The following is a 15,926-nucleotide window of genomic DNA, read 5'->3' on the forward strand; positions in this document are numbered from 1 at the left end:
ACCGTGCCTATCTCATCACCAGGCCGCCATCGACGAACAGCACCTGTCCCGTCATGAAGCGGCTCCAGTCGGAAGCGAGAAAAAGCACCGGACCGGCCACATCCTCGGGCCGGGCGATCCGTCGCAGCGGGGTGGCGGCGATCAGCGACTCGCGGAATTCTTCCCGGGTCGCGCGGCTGGCCTGCGTCGGGTAGACCAGCCCGGGGGCGACGCAGTTGACGCGGATGCCGAGCGGCCCCAGTTCGGCGGCCAGGTTGCGGCTGAAGCCGACCAGCGCCGACTTGGCGGTCGTGTAGTCGTGGTACGGAATTACCGGGCGCTCGACCAGGTCGCTGACGATATTGACGATGCTGCCCTGGGCGCGCTGCCTGAAGTGCGGCAGCACGGCCCGGCAGACGTTGTAGGCGCCGCCGACGGCGCCGTCGAACTGCGCCTGGTAGTCCCGCCACGCCGTCTCGTCGAACAGGGCCCGGCGCTGCGGGTCGAATGAATAGGGGCGCAAGGCATTGTTGACGACCACGTCGATGCGCCCCGCTTCATCCAGGACCTGCTCCACCATGGCCTGCACGGCCGCGGCCGAATGGACATCGGCCTTCGCCGCCCAGGCATCGCCACCGGCCGCCTTGCAATGCGCGACCACGGCGGCGGCTGCGGCGTCGTTGCTCAGGTGGTTGACCACCACCGTCGCGCCCTCGCCTGCGAAGGCCTGCGCGATGGCCGCGCCGATGCCGCGGCTGGCCCCGGTCACCAGCACCACCTTGCCATCGAACTTCATGGCGTCGCCCTCATCGTGCCGGCAGCAGGTCCGTGGCGACCACGTCGGGGACCTGGATGTCGTGCTCGATCAGGCCCAGCTTCCGGTAGGCATCGGCGGCCTTCTGCAGCGACTCGAGGTCGAAGGCGCCGAGGCCGTTCTTCGCGGTGGCGGCCGACACGCTGGAGGCATTGCGCAGCCGGATCACTTCGAGGTTGGCGGCGCGGTCGGTGCCGTCGATGGCGTATTTCACGGCCAGGCCTGCCGCCTCCTCGGGGTTGGCGATCATCCAGGCCGCGCTTTCGCGGTATGCCTTCAGAAAGCGCTTCAGCAAGGGCTTGCGCTGCTGGTAGACCTGTTCCCGGACCACGAACAGGTCGCTCGATACGTTCAAATAGCTGCGCACCTCCATCACGTTGACTTCGCCCAGTCCCTTGCGCCTGCCCACCAGCAAGCCGGTGTCGGTGGCGGCGGTGGCATCGACCTGGCCTTGCAGCAGCGGCGCGAAGTTCAACAGCCCGGTGACGACGATGGTGACGTCGGATTCGGTCAGCCCGGCCTGGTGCAGCAGCACCAGCAGGTTCTGGCGGGTGCCGCTGGACAGGCTGTAGACGCCGATCTTCTTGCCTTTCAGGTCGGCTGGCTTGGTGATGTTGGCGGACTTCAGCGAGACGACGTTGAAGACGTTCTGCGGGTAGATGTCGTAGATCGCGCGCAGCTTCTCGCCCTTGTCGAGGGCCGAGAAGAAGGCCCCCGGATCGGTGAAGGCGACGTCCGCCTGGCCAGTCAGGATGTTGCGGATCGCGTCGCCCCCGCCGGCGCCCGGCACGTAGGCCAGATCGATCCCGTTGGCCTTGAAGATGCCCTTGTCGGGCTCGACCAGCAGGTGCGTGATCTCGGTGATCGGCTTGCTCCAGCCGGCCACCGTGATCTTCTCGAGCGGGTCGGCGGCGTTGGCGCCGCGGGCGGCCGTCAAGGCCAGGATCGCGGCGCTCGCGAGCAGCGCGGCACGGCGTGCGATGGGTCTTTGCATGGTCAGTGGTTCCTTCATGAGATTCGGGTGTAGGGCAGCAGCAGTCGTCTCTCGACGGCCAGCGTGATCTCGTAGAGCAGCAGCCCGAGCGCGGCGATGACCACCAGCACCGCGAACATCAACGGCGTGTCCATCATCCCTTGCGAGGCGATGATCAGCGCGCCGAGCCCCTGGCTGGCGCCGATGAACTCGCCGACCACGGCGCCGACCAGCGCCAGCACCACCGCCACCCGCAGACCTGCGAGGATGCCGGGCAGCCCGGCGGGCAGTTTCAGGCGCAGCAGTGTCTGGCGCCGCGTGGCGCCCAGCATCCGGAACAGTTCCAGCCGCTGCGGGTCGATCTGCTGGAGGCTGGTCACGGTGTTCTCCATCAAGGGGAAGAAGCAGATCAGCGCCGTGATCACCACCGTCGACGTCATGCCGAAGCCGAACCAGACGATGAAGAGCGGCGCCAGCGCCAGCTTGGGGACGACCTGGCTGACCACGATGTAGGGCTTCAGCAGGCGCCGCAGCAGGGTCGACTCGGCGAGGGCCACGCCGCTCGCGAAACCGATCAGGCAGCCGGTGGACAGGCCGAGTACCAGCTCGAGGCCGGTCGCGCGGATGTGGGGCCACAGGTAGCCGGTGGACAGGCCCATCCAGAGCGACTTCATCACCGCCGAAGGCGCCGGCAGGACCAGTGCCGACACGCCGGAGGCGCGCGACGCCAGTTCCCATCCGGCGAGCAGGGCGAGCAGCAGCGCCCAGGCGCCGAACCGGGTACGTGCGGAGGCTGTCTTCATGCCGTTGCCATGTCCATCGCATCGCGCACCTGCGCGCAATGCCGGTTGAAGGCTTCGCCGTAGCGCATCGCCGGCGCGCGCGGCCTGCTCACCTCGACACGGATGTCGCGGACGATCCGGCCGCGGTCCATCACCGCGACCCGGTCGCCCAGGTACACCGCCTCGGCAATGTCGTGCGTGACGAACAGGACGGTGGTGCGGCGCAGCCGGCACATCTGCAGCAGGTCGTCCTGAAGCTCGCCACGGGTGATCGCATCGAGCGCGGCAAAGGGTTCATCCAGCAGCAGCAGCGCCGGCTCCAGGATCAGGGCGCGCGCCAGGGCCACGCGGCTCTGCTGGCCGCCCGACAACTGCCGGGGGTAGTGCTGCGCGTGATCGGCCAGGCCCAGCAGCGCCAGCAGTTGCCGCGCCTTGTCGGTCTCGTCCGCGCTGGGCTTGTGCTGCAGCGACACCGGCAGCAGGACATTGTCGATCACGCGATGCCACTCGAGCAGCGTCGGCGACTGGAACACGAAGCCCAGTTGCGGGCCCGGCGCGACCACTTCCTTTCCCTGCAGGCGGATGCTGCCCGTCTGGGGATGCAGCAGACCCGCCGCGAGCTTGAGCAAGGTCGTCTTGCCGCAGCCGCTGCGTCCGACCAGGCAATGGAATTCGCCCTGCGCGATGGTCCAGTCGATGCTGCGCACCACCGGCGGCCAGCCGGGATAGGTGAAGCCCACCTTGTCGATGTCGAGGAAGCTCACAACTGATCCTGGTTTTCCACCACGCTATTGCGTGACCCGCGACCCATGAAACCTGCACGGGCCCGTGCCGGGGATACCGCGGAACCGGCTTTGCCGGGCCGCTGGTATCGCCCCCTTGAGGGGGAGGCGCCGCAGGCGCTTCGGGGGTGTTTCATTTCAGTCCGCGTAAGGCGCCAGCTTGTCGGCCGCGATTTCTGCCGACTGCTCGATCTCGACCATCCGCACGAGGTCCAGCAGGTTGAACCGGCCGTCGTGGTGCCAGCCCGCCTCCGGCGAACTCATCGCGCCGATGGCGCTGATCCGTGTCACGCCGGCGGCTCCCAGCAGCTCCGACAGCCGGAACAGTTCGGCCGGAGCCGCGGCCACGCCCGCGGTCTGCAGGAACGGCCGGTGCGCTTCCACCCGCGCGACCACCTGGTCCAGCGTATCGACCGCGACGACCTGGATGCTGCGGTTCAGTGCCGTCGGCACCAGGCCTTTCGCCTCATCGGTGTAGGCGACGCCGAAGGCCGCGCCGTCCTCGCCGATCAGCTCGCCGCCGAGCCCGCCGCCCGCCGCCATCGCCTGCAGCTCGATGGCCTGGCGCCAGCCGGCAACCGCGGCCGAATCTTCCAGTGCGAGGGCCCGGCGGGGGAAGCGGTTCTGCAGGTTGGCGAGCTCGCTGGCGAGGTACTGCGCGAATTGGCGCGGCGACACCCTGCCGCCGCGTTCGACGTAGAACACATGGGGCGAATAGCAGCCTTGCTGGTCGTAGCGCATCACGTCCCAGGCGGCCAGGCGTGCCGTCGCCGGCGCCCGCAGGGTGTCGAGGGCCGAGGCGCTCACCAGGCCGAAGCCCAGCTTGTGGCCGTACGGCAGGAAGCGCGTCGTGACCGGCAGCCGACGGCGGATTTGCTCCAGCGAATCGTTGCCGCCATAGGCGAGCACCGTGTCTGCCTCGGCATAGAGGGCCGATGCCTGTTCCTCCGCACCGCCTTTCCACCACACCACGGCCAGGCAATCGGCCAGCGGCGGATGGACCTCGGCCAGCAGCCGTGCGAACAGGCCCGCGAACAGCGGCTCCGCGCTCGGCAGCTTGCCGATGCTCCCGGCTTTCACGAGCAATCCGCAGACCAGGCTCCAGAGCGGAAGGGCCGGCACGTTGCCGGCCCAGCTGTGGACCAGCAGATCCGGCCCGAAGGCCTTGGCCGCGCCGCCCTTGGGGCGCGGCTGGAATTCGTCCAGCAGCTTGGGATTGGCGAAATCCTCGGCGACGAAGCGATGGAGTTGCGGCGCGCGAAAGGTCTTGAAGAAGGCCGTGAGGCCCAGGCGGACCATCTCGGCGTCGTAGCCGCTGACGATCGGCAGCAGCTGGTCGATCTCCCGGCGGTAGCGGTCGGCCGGGTCCAGCAGGCGGGCCATCGCGCGATCGACGACGTCCACGACCTGCGACACGGTCATGGTCTTCAGATGGCGGCGGCTGGCCTGCTTGACCCGCACGGCGAGCGCGCGCATCTGTTCCGGGCTCAGCACGGGAACGGCGACCTCGAGCCGGGTCGGGCCCGATTCGAAGACCAGGGCCTGCCATTGCACTCGCGCAGGCGCCAGGCCGGGCAGGTAGCCGGCAGCCGCGTTCAGCGTCGTCATGCCGCCGCCGCCCGGATGAATTCCTCCACCGCCAGCGAGCAGCCCTTGGCCTGCGCGCCCTCGGCGCGACCGAGCAGCAGGAAGCCGCCCTCCGCGGCCAGGCCCACGTCCTCGGTCAGGATGGTGGTCACCGAATTGAAATTGGCGAGGTCGCAATGGACCAGGATTGCGCGTTCGCCAGGCGCGACTTCGCGGCCCGTGAGCGGGTCGACCAGCCGAGAACGGATCCAGTGCGGCCCGGACTTCACCGAGGGCACCGACGCATTGCCGGCATCGTAGAACTGCGTGCTCAGCTCGGTCATGCCGTACATGTTGATGCAGTGCGATCGCTCGATGCCGAGCAGCGCGGCCAGCGCCGAATAGAAGGTGTCGAGCGGCAGTTCGCGCGACTGTCCCTTGTAGCCGCCGGTGTCCAGCACCCGGCTGCCCGCGGGCAGGCGGAACGACCGGCCGCGCTGCTTGAGTTCGTCGATCAGGTGCACGAAGCTGTAGCTGGCGCCGAGCAGCGCCAAGGGCTCGCCGCGATGTTCGGCATCCGCCAGGGCCTCGCACAGGCCCGGGAGGTCCAATCCCTGCGGGCTCACGAAGTAGCGGCTCTCCCCGGTGCCGAATGCGTCCAGCGCGAGCGCCAGGTAGTGGGCCAGCGAGGAATTGGGCAGCACGGTTTCAGTGGGGAACAGGATGCCCATGCGCATCCGGCCGCGGCCCTGCATGAAGCGCTCCGAGAAGTTGCGGATCATCGACCGGTCGTAGACCGCCAGCGTCGGATGGAAGTGACGGCCCTTGACCTCGCTGCGGGTCGTGCCGCTGGTCATGAAGACCCGGTCCGTTGCGGCTGGCGGCTCGCAACGCAGGTCCAGCTCCTTGAAGGCGTCGATCGGAACTGCCGGGATGTCGCTCCAGCGCTTCACATTGCGCGGGGTCGCGCCGCGCCGCTGGCAGAAGCGTCGATAGGCCTCGTTGTTGCCGTACTGGTGGGCGAACAGGCGCAAGGCCAGACTATCGAACGCGTCGTCGGTGCACCCGTCTTGCGCGATGAAGGCGAGGACGTCGGCGACCACGTCGCCGGCCGTACCCGTGATCGCGGAGGTGTTGTTCATAAGGACTTCTTCGTGACCGTGAAACGGATGCTCCGAAGGCCACCTCGACCTCGGCAGGATGCGCCGATGATCGAAGTGATTGCTCTTCTTCCGCCGGCATTAACCGGTTCAAGTTCGCGGGTTTGGATCTCAGCACTGTGGCGTGCACCCCGGAGCGTCGTCGATATTACATGGATCCCAGGCGCGCGCGATCCCCGCCGCCCAGCTCCCGGTAGAAATAGGTCGTCGCGCACAGCCCGCCCTGCGGCAGCAGCGCATAGCCGGGAATCACCCCGACCCTCTGCCAGCCGAGTCGCGCATAGAGCCGTTCGGCGCTGTCGCTGGAGGTGTCGAGCACCAGCAGCGTCTTGCCGCAATCGCGTCCCGTCTGCTCGGCCGCGCGCATCAGCGCCTCGCCCCAGCCGCGGCATCGCGCGCGGCGGTGGACCAGCATCTTCGACAGGTCCGCGCGGTGCGGCTGGTTGTCGGGCTGGGCCAGCACCAGCTGCACGGTTCCCACGATGCCTTCCGCATCCTCGGCGATCAGCAGCGCGCGCTCGCCGCTGGCGACCCCCTCGGCCACCTGGCGCCAGAACGCCATGGCTCTCGACAGCGGCAACGGCTGCATGAAGCTCACGGAGGCGCCGCCGTCGACGCAATCGATCAGCAGTTCGGACAGCGCGCGCACCTGCGCGTCGGAGACCGGGTCGAGGCGTCGAATGTGGCGCACGCAAGGGGCTGTGTCGGGGGTCATTTCATCTCCACGCAGAGGGCAGGGTGGCCATCACGACGGCATAGCGCGTCAGGCGGCGCGTCGGGTTGTGATAGCTCACGGGACGGTCGAGCACATGGGCCAGGCAGTCACCGGCGTCGAGCCGATGGCAGACATCGCCGACCGTGACCTCGATGGCGTTCTCGAGCACCCACACCTGCTGGTGGATGCGCGGCTCGCGGGCGCCGCTCTCGTAGGCCACGCGCGCCTGCGGCGGAAAGGCCACCTCGACGATCCGGATCGGCGACGACACGCCGGCGGGAGAGACGTTGCGCCGCACGTAGCCCGAATGCGGATCGCGCCACAAGGGCTGGTCGGCCAGCCGCGCCACCGGGTCGTCGCTGGCCTGCGCCGGCTCGAACAACGAGGCCAGCGCCACGCCCAGGCCGGTGGCGAGCTTCTCCAGCACGACCGCGGTCGGACTGCTCTCTGCGCGCTCGATCAGCGAAATCATCGAGCGGCTGACGCCGCAGTGCGCGGCCAGTGCGTCGAGCGAGAGGCCGCGCGCCGCCCGCAGCGCGCGCACCCGCTCGGCGATGCGCCCGTTCAGTCCGCTTGCTTGATCCGTCATGTTGGAATGAGTATCCGATATATTGGATTAATCGTCCAGTCCGCGCTGCGCCGGCCCGGCACGGCGGCTGCTTGGTTAGCATCGTGGCGAGCGGGAGCGGTTCCGCCCCGAGCGAGAAGGAGTTCCCATGCGATACCTGCAATTGCCCGGCGGCGGGCAAATGCCCGCGCTCGGTCTGGGCACCTGGAAGATGGGCGAGTCCGCTGCCCGGCGCGCCGCGGAAGTCGCCGCGGTTCGCGCCGCCATCGACATGGGCTTGCGCCTCATCGACACGGCCGAGATGTATGGCGAGGGCGGCGCCGAGGAGGTGGTCGGCCAGGCCGTGGCCGAGGCGCTGCGTGCCGGCGATGTGAAGCGCGAGGAGCTGTTCATCGTCAGCAAGGTCTATCCGCACAACGCCAGCCGCGGCGGCACCCCGAAGGCCTGCGCGCGCAGCCTCGCACGACTGGGCCTCGACCACATCGACCTCTACCTGCTGCACTGGCGCGGCGAGCATCCGCTCGCCGACACCCGGGACGCGATGCGGGCGCTGGTCGCCGACGGCAGCATCCTTCGCTGGGGCGTCAGCAATTTCGACACCGACGACATGGAGGAACTCGCCGCGCTGGCCGGCGACTGCGCCGCCAATCAGGTGTATTACTCGGTGGCCGAGCGCGGCCCCGAGTTCAGCCTGCTGCCCTGGCAGCGCGCGCGCGGCATGCCGATGATGGCCTACAGCCCGATCGACCAGGGCGCGCTGGCCGCCGACGCCGGACTGCAGCAGATCGCCCGCGGGCTCGGCGTCAGCGCGGCGCAACTCGCGCTGGCGTGGGTGCTGGCGCAGCCCGGCGTGGCGGCCATTCCGAAGGCGGTGCGCGAGGTCCATCTGCGCGACAACCTCGCGGCGGCCGGCCTGGCGCTGAGTCCGGACGTGCTGGCCGCGATCGACCGCCTGCACCCGGCGCCGCGGCGCAAGAAGCCGCTGGCCATGATCTGAACCCATGACCCCGCAACTCGGCCTCGTCCTCGCGCTGCTGGCCGGTGCCGTGGGGATGTTCGCGCTTGGCCGCCCGCGTACCGATGTGGTCGCGCTGCTCATGATGGCGGCACTGCCCTTCACCGGCGCGGTCAGCATGCAGGAGTCGCTGGCCGGCTTTGCGGACCCCAGCATCGTCCTGATCGCGATGCTGTTCGTGATCGGCGAAGGGTTGTTGCGCACCGGCGTGGCGCAGCGGCTCGGCGATCTGCTGGTGGCGCGGGCGGGCGGCAACGAGACGCGGCTGATCGTGCTGCTGATGCTCATCGTGGCCGGGGTCGGCTCGGTGATGAGTTCGACCGGCGTGGTCGCGATCTTCGTGCCGATCGTGATGCGCGTGGCGCGCAACACCGGTGTCGCGGCCGGACGCCTGATGATGCCGCTGTCGGTCGCGGCGCTGATCAGCGGAATGTTGACCCTGGTGGCGACGGCGCCCAACCTGGTGGTCCATGCCGAGCTGGTGCGCGAGGGCTTCGAAGGCTTCCACTTCTTCAGCTTCACGCCCTTCGGCTTGCCTCTGCTGCTGCTGGCCGTCGCCTACATGCTGGGCGTGCGGCGCTGGCTGGGTGGCGCGCAGCAGCCGCCCCGGACGGCGGACCGCCGGGCCGGGCTCGACCAGTGGATCGGCGAGTACGCGCTGGCCGAGCGCGGATCCCGATTCCGCGTGCGGCCCGGGTCCACGGCCGTCGGCCGGGTCTTCGACGCGCTCGACGCGGCCGCCATCCCGGGCCTGAACCTGCTGGCCATCGAGCGCCGACGCCGATTCGCGCGCGACCTCCTGGCGCCGGGCACCGCGATCGAGGTCGGCGACGTGCTCTTCTTCGACCTCTGCCGGCCGGGCGCCGACCTGGAGGGTCTCGGCCATCGTCTCGCGCTCGAACGATTGCCGCTCGCCGGCGCCTATTTTTCCGAGCATTCGCAGGACATCGGCATGGCCGAGGCGCTGGTCCCGCCGGGCTCCGCCTTGATCGGAAAGACCATCGTCGAGGCCCGCCTGCGCGCCCAGCACGAGGTCTCGGTCATCGGCCTGAAGCACGGCAGCACGCCCGAGCGCGGGGAGATTCTCGATGTGCCGCTGAAGGCCGGCGACACGCTGCTGGTGGTCGGCCTCTGGCATGCGATCCGCCGGCTGCGCCCCGACATGGACCTGATCGTCTTCAACTTGCCGGCCGAGTTCGACGAGGTGTCGCCGGCGGCCTCGCGGGCGCCGTTCGCGCTGGCCTCGCTGGCATTGATGGTGGCGCTGATGGTCAGCGGCGTGCTGCCCAATGTGCAGGCGGCGCTGATCGGCTGCCTGCTGATGGGACTCTTCGGCTGCGTCGACCTGCGCAGCGCCTACCGTTCGATCCATTGGCCCAGCCTGGTGCTGATCGTCGGCATGCTGCCGTTCTCGCTGGCCCTGCAGCGCACCGGCGGCGTCGATCTCGCGGCCCAGGTGCTGATGGGCGTCGTCGGCGAAGCCGGCCCGCGCACCGTGCTGGCCGTGATCTTCGCGGTCACGGCCGTGCTCGGCATGTTCATCTCGAACACCGCCACTGCGGTGCTGATGGCCCCCGTGGCGCTGGCGATCGCGAAGGAGCTGCAGGCCTCGCCGTACCCCTTCGCGATGATCGTCGCGCTGGCGGCCTCGGCCGCCTTCGTCACGCCGGTGTCCTCGCCGGTCAATACGCTCGTGGCCGGGCCGGGCGACTACAGCTTCATGGACTTCGTGCGCATCGGCCTGCCGCTGGTGCTGCTGGTGTTGATCGCCAGCGTCGCGCTGGTGCCGTTGCTGCTGCCGTTCTGATTTGGCTCGCCCCCAGGTTGCCCGGCACTTCGTGTCCGGGCGCCCACCCCCTACCGGGGGCAACACCAGCGGACTGGCAGAGCCAGATCCGCGGTGTTTCACCGACGGGCCTGGCTGCGCCGGCCGGTGAAACTGGCGCTGTGGGTTGTTAGTCGGCTGCGCGCAGCGCGCCCGTTGGTGGGCAGTCGCGGAACCGGCTTCGCCGGGCCGCTGACTGCGCCCCCGGTAGGGGGTGGGCGGCCCGACACGAAGTGCGGGCCAACCTGGGGGCGAGCCCAAGTCACGCCTCTGCTTGTTTCGCCGCCGCGACGATCGCCGCTTCGTCGTGCTTCGCGCCATTCAGGAACAGGTTCAGCAGCACCGCGCAGATCGACGCCAGCAGGATGCCCGACTCGACCAGCGAATGGATCGCATGCGGCATCCACTGCTTGAAGTTGGGTGCCAGCAGCGGGATCATGCCGACGCCGATCGACACCGCGACGATCATCGCGTTGTGCCGGTTGGTCTTGAAGTCCACGCCCGACAGGATGCGGATGCCGGTCGCCGCGACCATGCCGAACATCACCAGGCCGGCGCCGCCCAGCACCACGGTGGGCAGCGACTCGACCATCGCCGCCATCTTGGGCAGCAGGCCCAGCACGATCAGGATCAGGCCGCCGGCCACGCAGACGTAGCGGCTCTTGATGCCGGTCACCGCCACCAGGCCGACGTTCTGCGAGAAACTGGTGTACGGAAAGGTGTTGAAGATGCCGCCGATCAGCGTGCCCAGGCCGTCGGTGCGCAGGCCGCGCGCCAGGTCCTGCTGGCCGATCTTGCGGTCGGTCATCTCGCCGAGCGCGAGGAACATGCCGGTCGATTCGATCATCACCACGATCATGATCAGCGACATTGTGAGGATCAGCACCGGGTCGAACTTCGGCATGCCGAAGTGGAAGGGCAGCACGATGTCGAACCAGGCCGCGCTGCCGACCTTCTCGAAGGTCATGAAGCCGAAGGCGGTGGCCACCACCGCGCCGATCACGATGCCGAGCAGTACCGAGATGTTGGCGATGAAACCCTTGGCGTACTTGACGATCAGCAGGATCGACACCAGCACCAGCGCCGCGATGGCCAGGCCGCCGAGGTCGGCGTACTTGGGGTTGGGCACCGACGGCACGATCGAGAGTCCCTTGGGGATCGGCGGCACCGCCGAGCCGGGCGAGGTGACGTCGGCCAGCCACTTGGCGTACACCGGGTCGACCAGCGCCGGTGCGGTCGGCCCCACGGGGTTGCCGAAGATCCAGTTGATGCCGACCCGCATCAGGCTGATGCCGATCACCGCAATGATGGTGCCCGTGACCACCGGCGGGAAGAAGCGCAGCATCCGCGAGACCATCGGCGCGATCAGTATCGAGATGACGCCGGCGCCGATGATGGCGCCGAACAGCAGTTGGGCGCCCGCCTGGCCCGGGTTGGCATTGGCGATCGCGACCATCGGTGCGACCGACGCGAAAGTCACGCCCATCATCACCGGCAGCTTGATGCCGAACCACTGGGTGGCGCCGAGCGCCTGGATCAGGGTCGCGACGCCGCAGCAGAACAGGTCGGCCGAGATAAGCAGCGCGACCTCCTGCGGCGTGAGCTTCAGCGCGCGGCCGACGATCAGCGGCACCGCCACCGCACCGGCATACATCACGAGCACGTGCTGCAGGCCGAGGGCGGCGAGTTTGCCGGCCGGCAGGCGCTGGTCGACCGGGTGGATGGAAGGCGAGGCAGCCGTCATTGAGTGGACTCCTGGGCAGCGTGGAGGAAGAGGTTCAGGCGAACGGCGCTTTGCCTTGAATCGTTCACCGTTCTGTACGCGAAACTGTATACAAATCAGGCGGTCCGACGTATGGCGGAAAACCCGCGCTCCGCGCGTCGACGCCAGTCGCGGGCCTGGCAGGTGACAAGAATCTAATGAATCATCTTGTTACTTTTGGCTTAACTAGGCACAATGTATTACATCGATTCGGTGCCGGCCTTCGGCGCCGGCGTGACCCACCATTCCTTGCAAGCTCCCATGAAGACTCAGAAACAGGCAATCAGTGAAGGCTATGACGTCGACCTGTCCGGTCCCGGACGACCGATGGGGGCCAAGGGCAAGTACCCCCATTTCGAGGTGATTCCGCTCCTGACCGAGATGGAGGCCGAACTGATCAACACCCTTGGACTCGTCCGGCAGATGCTGCTCGAGGGCACCCCTTCGAAGGACGCGCGGGAAGGTGTGGTGCTCGCGATCGAGGGCTTGCTGGAGGCGGCGCGCGGGTGACATTCCGCCCCGTCGAATGGTCTACCAGACCGGAGGCAACCGCTTCGTGACCGCCCGGCCGTCCGACCCTGTCAATGGTTTGGTGATCGGCATCTACCAGAACGGCTATCAGATCCAGAGCGGCCAGCGCACCGCCTGATATCCCGGCAGGGCGCTGCGAAGATCCGGCGCCCGCCGCCCGGCCGATTTGCCGCGTCGGCCGAGGGCTGCACGCGTGGCAGGCGGCCCGGCCCCAACTCCCGACCCACCGGACGCGCGCGAGCGTCGCTCCGGCAATCCCTGCCGCCCGCGCGGGTGCGTCCGCGGCATTTTCCCGTTCTCGCCCGCCACAGAGTGACGGCCCCGCCATGACCGCGGTTTGGGCGCGGTCGCCACCTGCCTGTGCCAGAGGTTTCAATTGGAGACAATTGCAATTGATATATTGGAATTATTGATTGAGAAATTTCTTATCAAGTATCAGGAAATGGATAAAAATCAATAAGAAAATTCTGAAAATGAAATATGGTTCAATGACCTGATTGTGTGGAATTAGTCTCGAATTGGTTGAATATGACAATATATCAATCCTGATTTGTCCTCTATTGGGTTCGGAGGCGACTTAAAATCGATTGGAAATCGAGAGTCTGATGGCATTCGATCAAAAATGCCGCTTCTCATGCATGGCCTGCGCGTGGCCGAACTCAAAGTAAGGGAATTTCATGCACACCGTCATCGTCGTCGACGATCACCCGGCCATTCGACTGGCAGTCCGCGCGGCGCTCGAAGCAGCGGGCGGTTTCAAGGTCGTCGGAGAGGCGGGCGACGGGCCGACGGCGCTCGCCGCCTTCAGGGAGCACACCCCGGATCTGATCATTCTCGACCTCGATCTGCCCCGGCTCAGCGGCCTCGACCTGATCGAGCGCGTACGCAGATCCCAGCCTTCGGCCAAATTGCTGGTGCTTTCTGCCCAGCAGGCATCCATTTTCGCCGCGCGCACGGTGCAGGCGGGCGCCAATGGCTTCATGAGCAAGAGCGAAAACATGGCGGCGGTCGTTCAAGCGGCGCAAACGGTGCTGGCCGGCTACAGCCTGTTTCCCTCGTCGGCACTTACCTCCCAGCATTCCAATTCGGCGTCGCCCGCGGACGCACTCATCAAAACCTTGTCGGACCGGGAGCTGACCGTGCTGCAATACCTTGCGCGCGGCATGAGCAACAAGGAAATTGCCGAGACGCTTCTGATCAGCAACAAGACGATCAGCAGCTACAAGACGCGCATCTTCGAAAAGCTCCGGATTTCAACGCTGGTCGAATTGGTGGACTTCACGCGCGCCCACCATCTCATCTCCTGAAGGGCCGCGATGTTTTTCGGTTTTTCCAGTCCCGTCGCGATCCATTCCGCATGGGACCAGGTGCTGGGGGTCGCGCTGGTCGCATCGCTGGCGTTGCTCGCGGTCTGGAACCGTCGTCTGTCCAGGAAATTGCAGCGCCGCAGGGCCGTGAAGGCCGAACTGCGCGACGAGCTCGCGTTCCAGCGCGCCCTGATCGACGGCATCCCGCACGCCATCTGCGTGCGCGATACCCAGGGACGCCTGATCTTCTGCAACCCGGCCTTCGAGAAACTCTTCGGCACCACCCGCGAGGCGGTGAAAGACAAGACGGTGGTGGAGAGCGGGCTGGATTACGTCGATGCGCGCCTCATGCGGCTGCTGCAGCAGCGCTACCTCGGCCTGCTGGCCCATGGCGGTTCGATCAGCGAGGACGTCGACATCTCCCTGCGCGGCGAGTCGCGCCGCATCTTCCATTGGGCGACGCCCATCACGCTGGCGGATGGCGCAGCGCCCCGCGGCCTGGTTGCCGGGGCGATCGACATCACCGAGCGTCACCAGCTGATCGGCCAGATCGAGGCGGCGCTCGGCAAGGCCGAAGCGGCGAACCGCGCCAAGTCCAACTTCCTGGCCACCATGAGCCACGAGATCCGCACGCCCATGAACGCCGTGATGGGCATGCTCGAACTGCTGGCGCGCGAAGGCCGGCTGACCGCCCGCGACCGCGAATCGGTCGACCTGGCGCGGAATTCGGCCGTTTCCCTGCTCGGGCTGATCGACGACATCCTCGACATCTCGAAGATCGAGGCCGGCGGCCTCGAGATCGTGCTGGCGCCGGCGCGGCTGCGGCCGATCCTGGACGAGACCGCCCGGATGTTCGGGAGCCTGGCGCGCCAGCGCGGCCTGACGCTCGGACTGGAGATCGATCCAGCGGTCGGCGAATGGCACGTGGTCGACGCCGCGCGCTTCAAGCAGATCGCCAACAACCTGGTCAGCAACGCCATCAAGTACACGGATGCCGGGCGTGTCACCGTCCGGTTGCGCCACGTGCGCCGCGCTGGCGATATCGAGTCGATCGTGCTCGAGGTCGAGGACACGGGCATCGGCATCGCGCCGAAAGACGTCGCCAACCTCTTCCAGCCCTTCTTCCAGGCCGAAGCTGCCGGGCCGCGTGCGGTGGGCGGCACGGGCCTGGGCCTGCCGATCGTGCAGCGGCTGTGCATCAGGATGGGCGGCACGATCGACGTCAGCAGCCAGCCCGGCAAGGGGACCTGCGTGCGGGTCGCGTTCGATCTCGGGGCGTCACCCGCGCCGGCCAGCGCGACGATCCCGGCATCTCCGGCCGACCATGGGCAGGCGCGGCATTGGCAGGGCAGCGGCAAGGTCCTGGTGGTCGACGATCATCCCGCCAACCGGTTGCTGCTGCAGCGGCAACTCGAATACATGGGGCTGGCGTGCGAACTCGCGGAAGACGGCGAAGCGGCGCTGGAACTCTGGCGCGACGGCAATTTCGACCTGGTCATCACCGACTGCTCGATGCCGGGCATGGACGGCTATGCGCTGGTCACGGCCATCCGCGAACTGGAGCGCGAGCGGCACTTGCCGCGCCGCCCGGTGCTTGGCTGCACGGCGCATGTCCAGGAGGAAGAGCGGCGCCATGCCATCGATGCCGGCATGGACGAGTGCCTGATGAAGCCGTTCAGCCTCGATGCGCTGTCGGAGGCCCTCCACCGGCACCTGGGCCCGGCGACGGCGGCGTCCCTTGCGCTGCCGAAGCCGGCGCAGCCGCCTTTGAAGTCCGCCTTCGATCCGCAGGCGTTGCGCGGGCTGTCCGACGGCGATGCGGATATCGAAAAGCGCTTCCTCGAGGCGCTGCTGCGAACCAATCTGAGCGATGCGCAGGAGATCGCCGCGCGCATCGGCTCCGGCGCCTTCGCCGAGGCGGCGTCCATCGCGCACAAGATCAAGGGCGCGGCCCGGATGGTCGATGCGCGGCGCGTGGTCCAGGCGTGCGAGGCCCTCGAATTCGCATGCGGCCACGGCCGTCCGGGCGCGCCGGATGCCGGCCTGGCCATGCTCGCGGAAGCCCTGGACGAATTCAATCGTGCCATCCGGGCCCAGTTGGCCGACCTGGCCTCGCCGGCCGGTGATTTCCGGGGCTAGGCCAAAGT

At 67.9% G+C, this 15,926-nt stretch carries 15 protein-coding genes and 1 riboswitch; of the genes, 6 read left to right on the plus strand and 9 right to left on the minus strand.

All coding sequences use genetic code 11. The annotated features are described in order from the left end of the window. Positions 1 to 7 precede the first annotated feature (7 nt). The 8 genes from AC1DYD_RS22050 to AC1DYD_RS22085 form a co-directional block, all read right to left on the minus strand. A complete protein-coding gene (locus AC1DYD_RS22050) occupies positions 8 to 775 on the minus strand; it encodes an SDR family oxidoreductase (RefSeq protein WP_478174887.1) in 768 nt (255 codons plus the stop codon). A 10-nt stretch (positions 776 to 785) separates the two neighbouring features. Next, positions 786 to 1,787 (minus strand): ABC transporter substrate-binding protein, encoded by a 1,002-nt coding sequence (locus tag AC1DYD_RS22055; protein ID WP_478174888.1) that lies wholly within the window; start codon positions 1,785 to 1,787, stop codon positions 786 to 788. A 14-nt stretch (positions 1,788 to 1,801) separates the two neighbouring features. Beyond that, positions 1,802 to 2,569: an ABC transporter permease gene (locus AC1DYD_RS22060; protein WP_478174889.1), complete on the minus strand. Its 768-nt coding sequence runs from the start codon at positions 2,567 to 2,569 to the stop codon at positions 1,802 to 1,804. After that, positions 2,566 to 3,312 carry an ABC transporter ATP-binding protein gene (locus AC1DYD_RS22065; RefSeq protein WP_478174890.1) on the minus strand — a complete coding sequence of 249 codons (747 nt, stop codon included), beginning with the start codon at positions 3,310 to 3,312 and terminating at the stop codon, positions 2,566 to 2,568. The genes AC1DYD_RS22060 and AC1DYD_RS22065 overlap by 4 nt, the downstream gene beginning before the upstream one ends. 156 nt (positions 3,313 to 3,468) lie before the next feature. Further along, the gene (locus tag AC1DYD_RS22070) at positions 3,469 to 4,938 is read right to left on the minus strand and encodes an acyl-CoA reductase (RefSeq protein WP_478174891.1); all 1,470 of its coding nucleotides are present in this window, start codon (positions 4,936 to 4,938) and stop codon (positions 3,469 to 3,471) included. Next, a complete protein-coding gene (locus AC1DYD_RS22075) occupies positions 4,935 to 6,038 on the minus strand; it encodes a LuxE/PaaK family acyltransferase (RefSeq protein ID WP_478174892.1) in 1,104 nt (367 codons plus the stop codon). Before AC1DYD_RS22075 ends, AC1DYD_RS22070 begins: the two co-directional genes overlap by 4 nt. A gap of 68 nt (positions 6,039 to 6,106) precedes the next feature. Then, positions 6,107 to 6,200, minus strand: a riboswitch (TPP riboswitch). A gap of 4 nt (positions 6,201 to 6,204) precedes the next feature. Further along, entirely contained in the window at positions 6,205 to 6,771 is a 567-nt protein-coding gene (locus tag AC1DYD_RS22080) for a GNAT family N-acetyltransferase (RefSeq protein ID WP_478174893.1), read from the minus strand. 1 nt (position 6,772) lies between these two features. After that, positions 6,773 to 7,360 carry a helix-turn-helix domain-containing protein gene (locus AC1DYD_RS22085; RefSeq protein WP_478174894.1) on the minus strand — a complete coding sequence of 196 codons (588 nt, stop codon included), beginning with the start codon at positions 7,358 to 7,360 and terminating at the stop codon, positions 6,773 to 6,775. A 127-nt stretch (positions 7,361 to 7,487) separates the two neighbouring features. On the opposite strand from AC1DYD_RS22085, the gene AC1DYD_RS22090 reads away from it, so the two are divergent. Both AC1DYD_RS22090 and AC1DYD_RS22095 read left to right on the plus strand, forming a co-directional pair. Further along, positions 7,488 to 8,336, plus strand: a complete 849-nt coding sequence (locus AC1DYD_RS22090) for an aldo/keto reductase (protein WP_478174895.1) — start codon at positions 7,488 to 7,490, stop codon at positions 8,334 to 8,336. Positions 8,337 to 8,340: 4 nt separating this feature from the next. Beyond that, positions 8,341 to 10,161 (plus strand): SLC13 family permease, encoded by a 1,821-nt coding sequence (locus AC1DYD_RS22095; protein ID WP_478174896.1) that lies wholly within the window; start codon positions 8,341 to 8,343, stop codon positions 10,159 to 10,161. 280 nt (positions 10,162 to 10,441) lie between these two features. Here the strand turns inward: AC1DYD_RS22095 and AC1DYD_RS22100 are convergent, their stop codons facing one another. Next, the gene (locus AC1DYD_RS22100; protein WP_478174897.1) at positions 10,442 to 11,923 is read right to left on the minus strand and encodes a nucleobase:cation symporter-2 family protein; all 1,482 of its coding nucleotides are present in this window, start codon (positions 11,921 to 11,923) and stop codon (positions 10,442 to 10,444) included. 213 nt (positions 11,924 to 12,136) lie between these two features. Here AC1DYD_RS22100 and AC1DYD_RS22105 point away from each other — a divergent pair, with 213 nt between their 5' ends. The 4 genes from AC1DYD_RS22105 (at position 12,137) to AC1DYD_RS22120 (ending at position 15,918) form a co-directional block, all read left to right on the plus strand. Then, positions 12,137 to 12,451: a hypothetical protein gene (locus tag AC1DYD_RS22105; protein WP_478174898.1), complete on the plus strand. Its 315-nt coding sequence runs from the start codon at positions 12,137 to 12,139 to the stop codon at positions 12,449 to 12,451. Between the two features lie 16 nt (positions 12,452 to 12,467). Further along, on the plus strand, positions 12,468 to 12,590 hold the full coding sequence (locus tag AC1DYD_RS22110; RefSeq protein ID WP_478174899.1) for a hypothetical protein: 123 nt from the start codon (positions 12,468 to 12,470) through the stop codon (positions 12,588 to 12,590). Positions 12,591 to 13,149: 559 nt separating this feature from the next. Next, entirely contained in the window at positions 13,150 to 13,779 is a 630-nt protein-coding gene (locus AC1DYD_RS22115; protein WP_478174900.1) for a response regulator, read from the plus strand. 9 nt (positions 13,780 to 13,788) lie between these two features. Next, a complete protein-coding gene (locus AC1DYD_RS22120) occupies positions 13,789 to 15,918 on the plus strand; it encodes a PAS domain-containing hybrid sensor histidine kinase/response regulator (protein WP_478174901.1) in 2,130 nt (709 codons plus the stop codon). Positions 15,919 to 15,926: the final 8 nt, after the last annotated feature.

It is taken from the genome of Variovorax sp. P4_B11, assembly GCF_056402355.1.

Bases quoted from the DNA above. Each gene is read 5' to 3' on its own strand.
- AC1DYD_RS22050 (WP_478174887.1), bottom strand. From the start codon at position 775: ATGAAGTTCGATGGCAAGGTGGTGCTGGTGACCGGGGCCAGCCGCGGC.
- AC1DYD_RS22055 (WP_478174888.1), bottom strand. From the start codon at position 1,787: ATGCAAAGACCCATCGCACGCCGTGCCGCGCTGCTCGCGAGCGCCGCG.
- AC1DYD_RS22060 (WP_478174889.1), bottom strand. From the start codon at position 2,569: ATGAAGACAGCCTCCGCACGTACCCGGTTCGGCGCCTGGGCGCTGCTG.
- AC1DYD_RS22070 (WP_478174891.1), bottom strand. From the start codon at position 4,938: ATGACGACGCTGAACGCGGCTGCCGGCTACCTGCCCGGCCTGGCGCCT.
- AC1DYD_RS22075 (WP_478174892.1), bottom strand. From the start codon at position 6,038: ATGAACAACACCTCCGCGATCACGGGTACGGCCGGCGACGTGGTCGCC.
- AC1DYD_RS22080 (WP_478174893.1), bottom strand. From the start codon at position 6,771: ATGACCCCCGACACAGCCCCTTGCGTGCGCCACATTCGACGCCTCGAC.
- AC1DYD_RS22085 (WP_478174894.1), bottom strand. From the start codon at position 7,360: ATGACGGATCAAGCAAGCGGACTGAACGGGCGCATCGCCGAGCGGGTG.
- AC1DYD_RS22090 (WP_478174895.1), top strand. From the start codon at position 7,488: ATGCGATACCTGCAATTGCCCGGCGGCGGGCAAATGCCCGCGCTCGGT.
- AC1DYD_RS22095 (WP_478174896.1), top strand. From the start codon at position 8,341: ATGACCCCGCAACTCGGCCTCGTCCTCGCGCTGCTGGCCGGTGCCGTG.
- AC1DYD_RS22100 (WP_478174897.1), bottom strand. From the start codon at position 11,923: ATGACGGCTGCCTCGCCTTCCATCCACCCGGTCGACCAGCGCCTGCCG.
- AC1DYD_RS22105 (WP_478174898.1), top strand. From the start codon at position 12,137: ATGTATTACATCGATTCGGTGCCGGCCTTCGGCGCCGGCGTGACCCAC.
- AC1DYD_RS22110 (WP_478174899.1), top strand. From the start codon at position 12,468: ATGGTCTACCAGACCGGAGGCAACCGCTTCGTGACCGCCCGGCCGTCC.
- AC1DYD_RS22115 (WP_478174900.1), top strand. From the start codon at position 13,150: ATGCACACCGTCATCGTCGTCGACGATCACCCGGCCATTCGACTGGCA.
- AC1DYD_RS22120 (WP_478174901.1), top strand. From the start codon at position 13,789: ATGTTTTTCGGTTTTTCCAGTCCCGTCGCGATCCATTCCGCATGGGAC.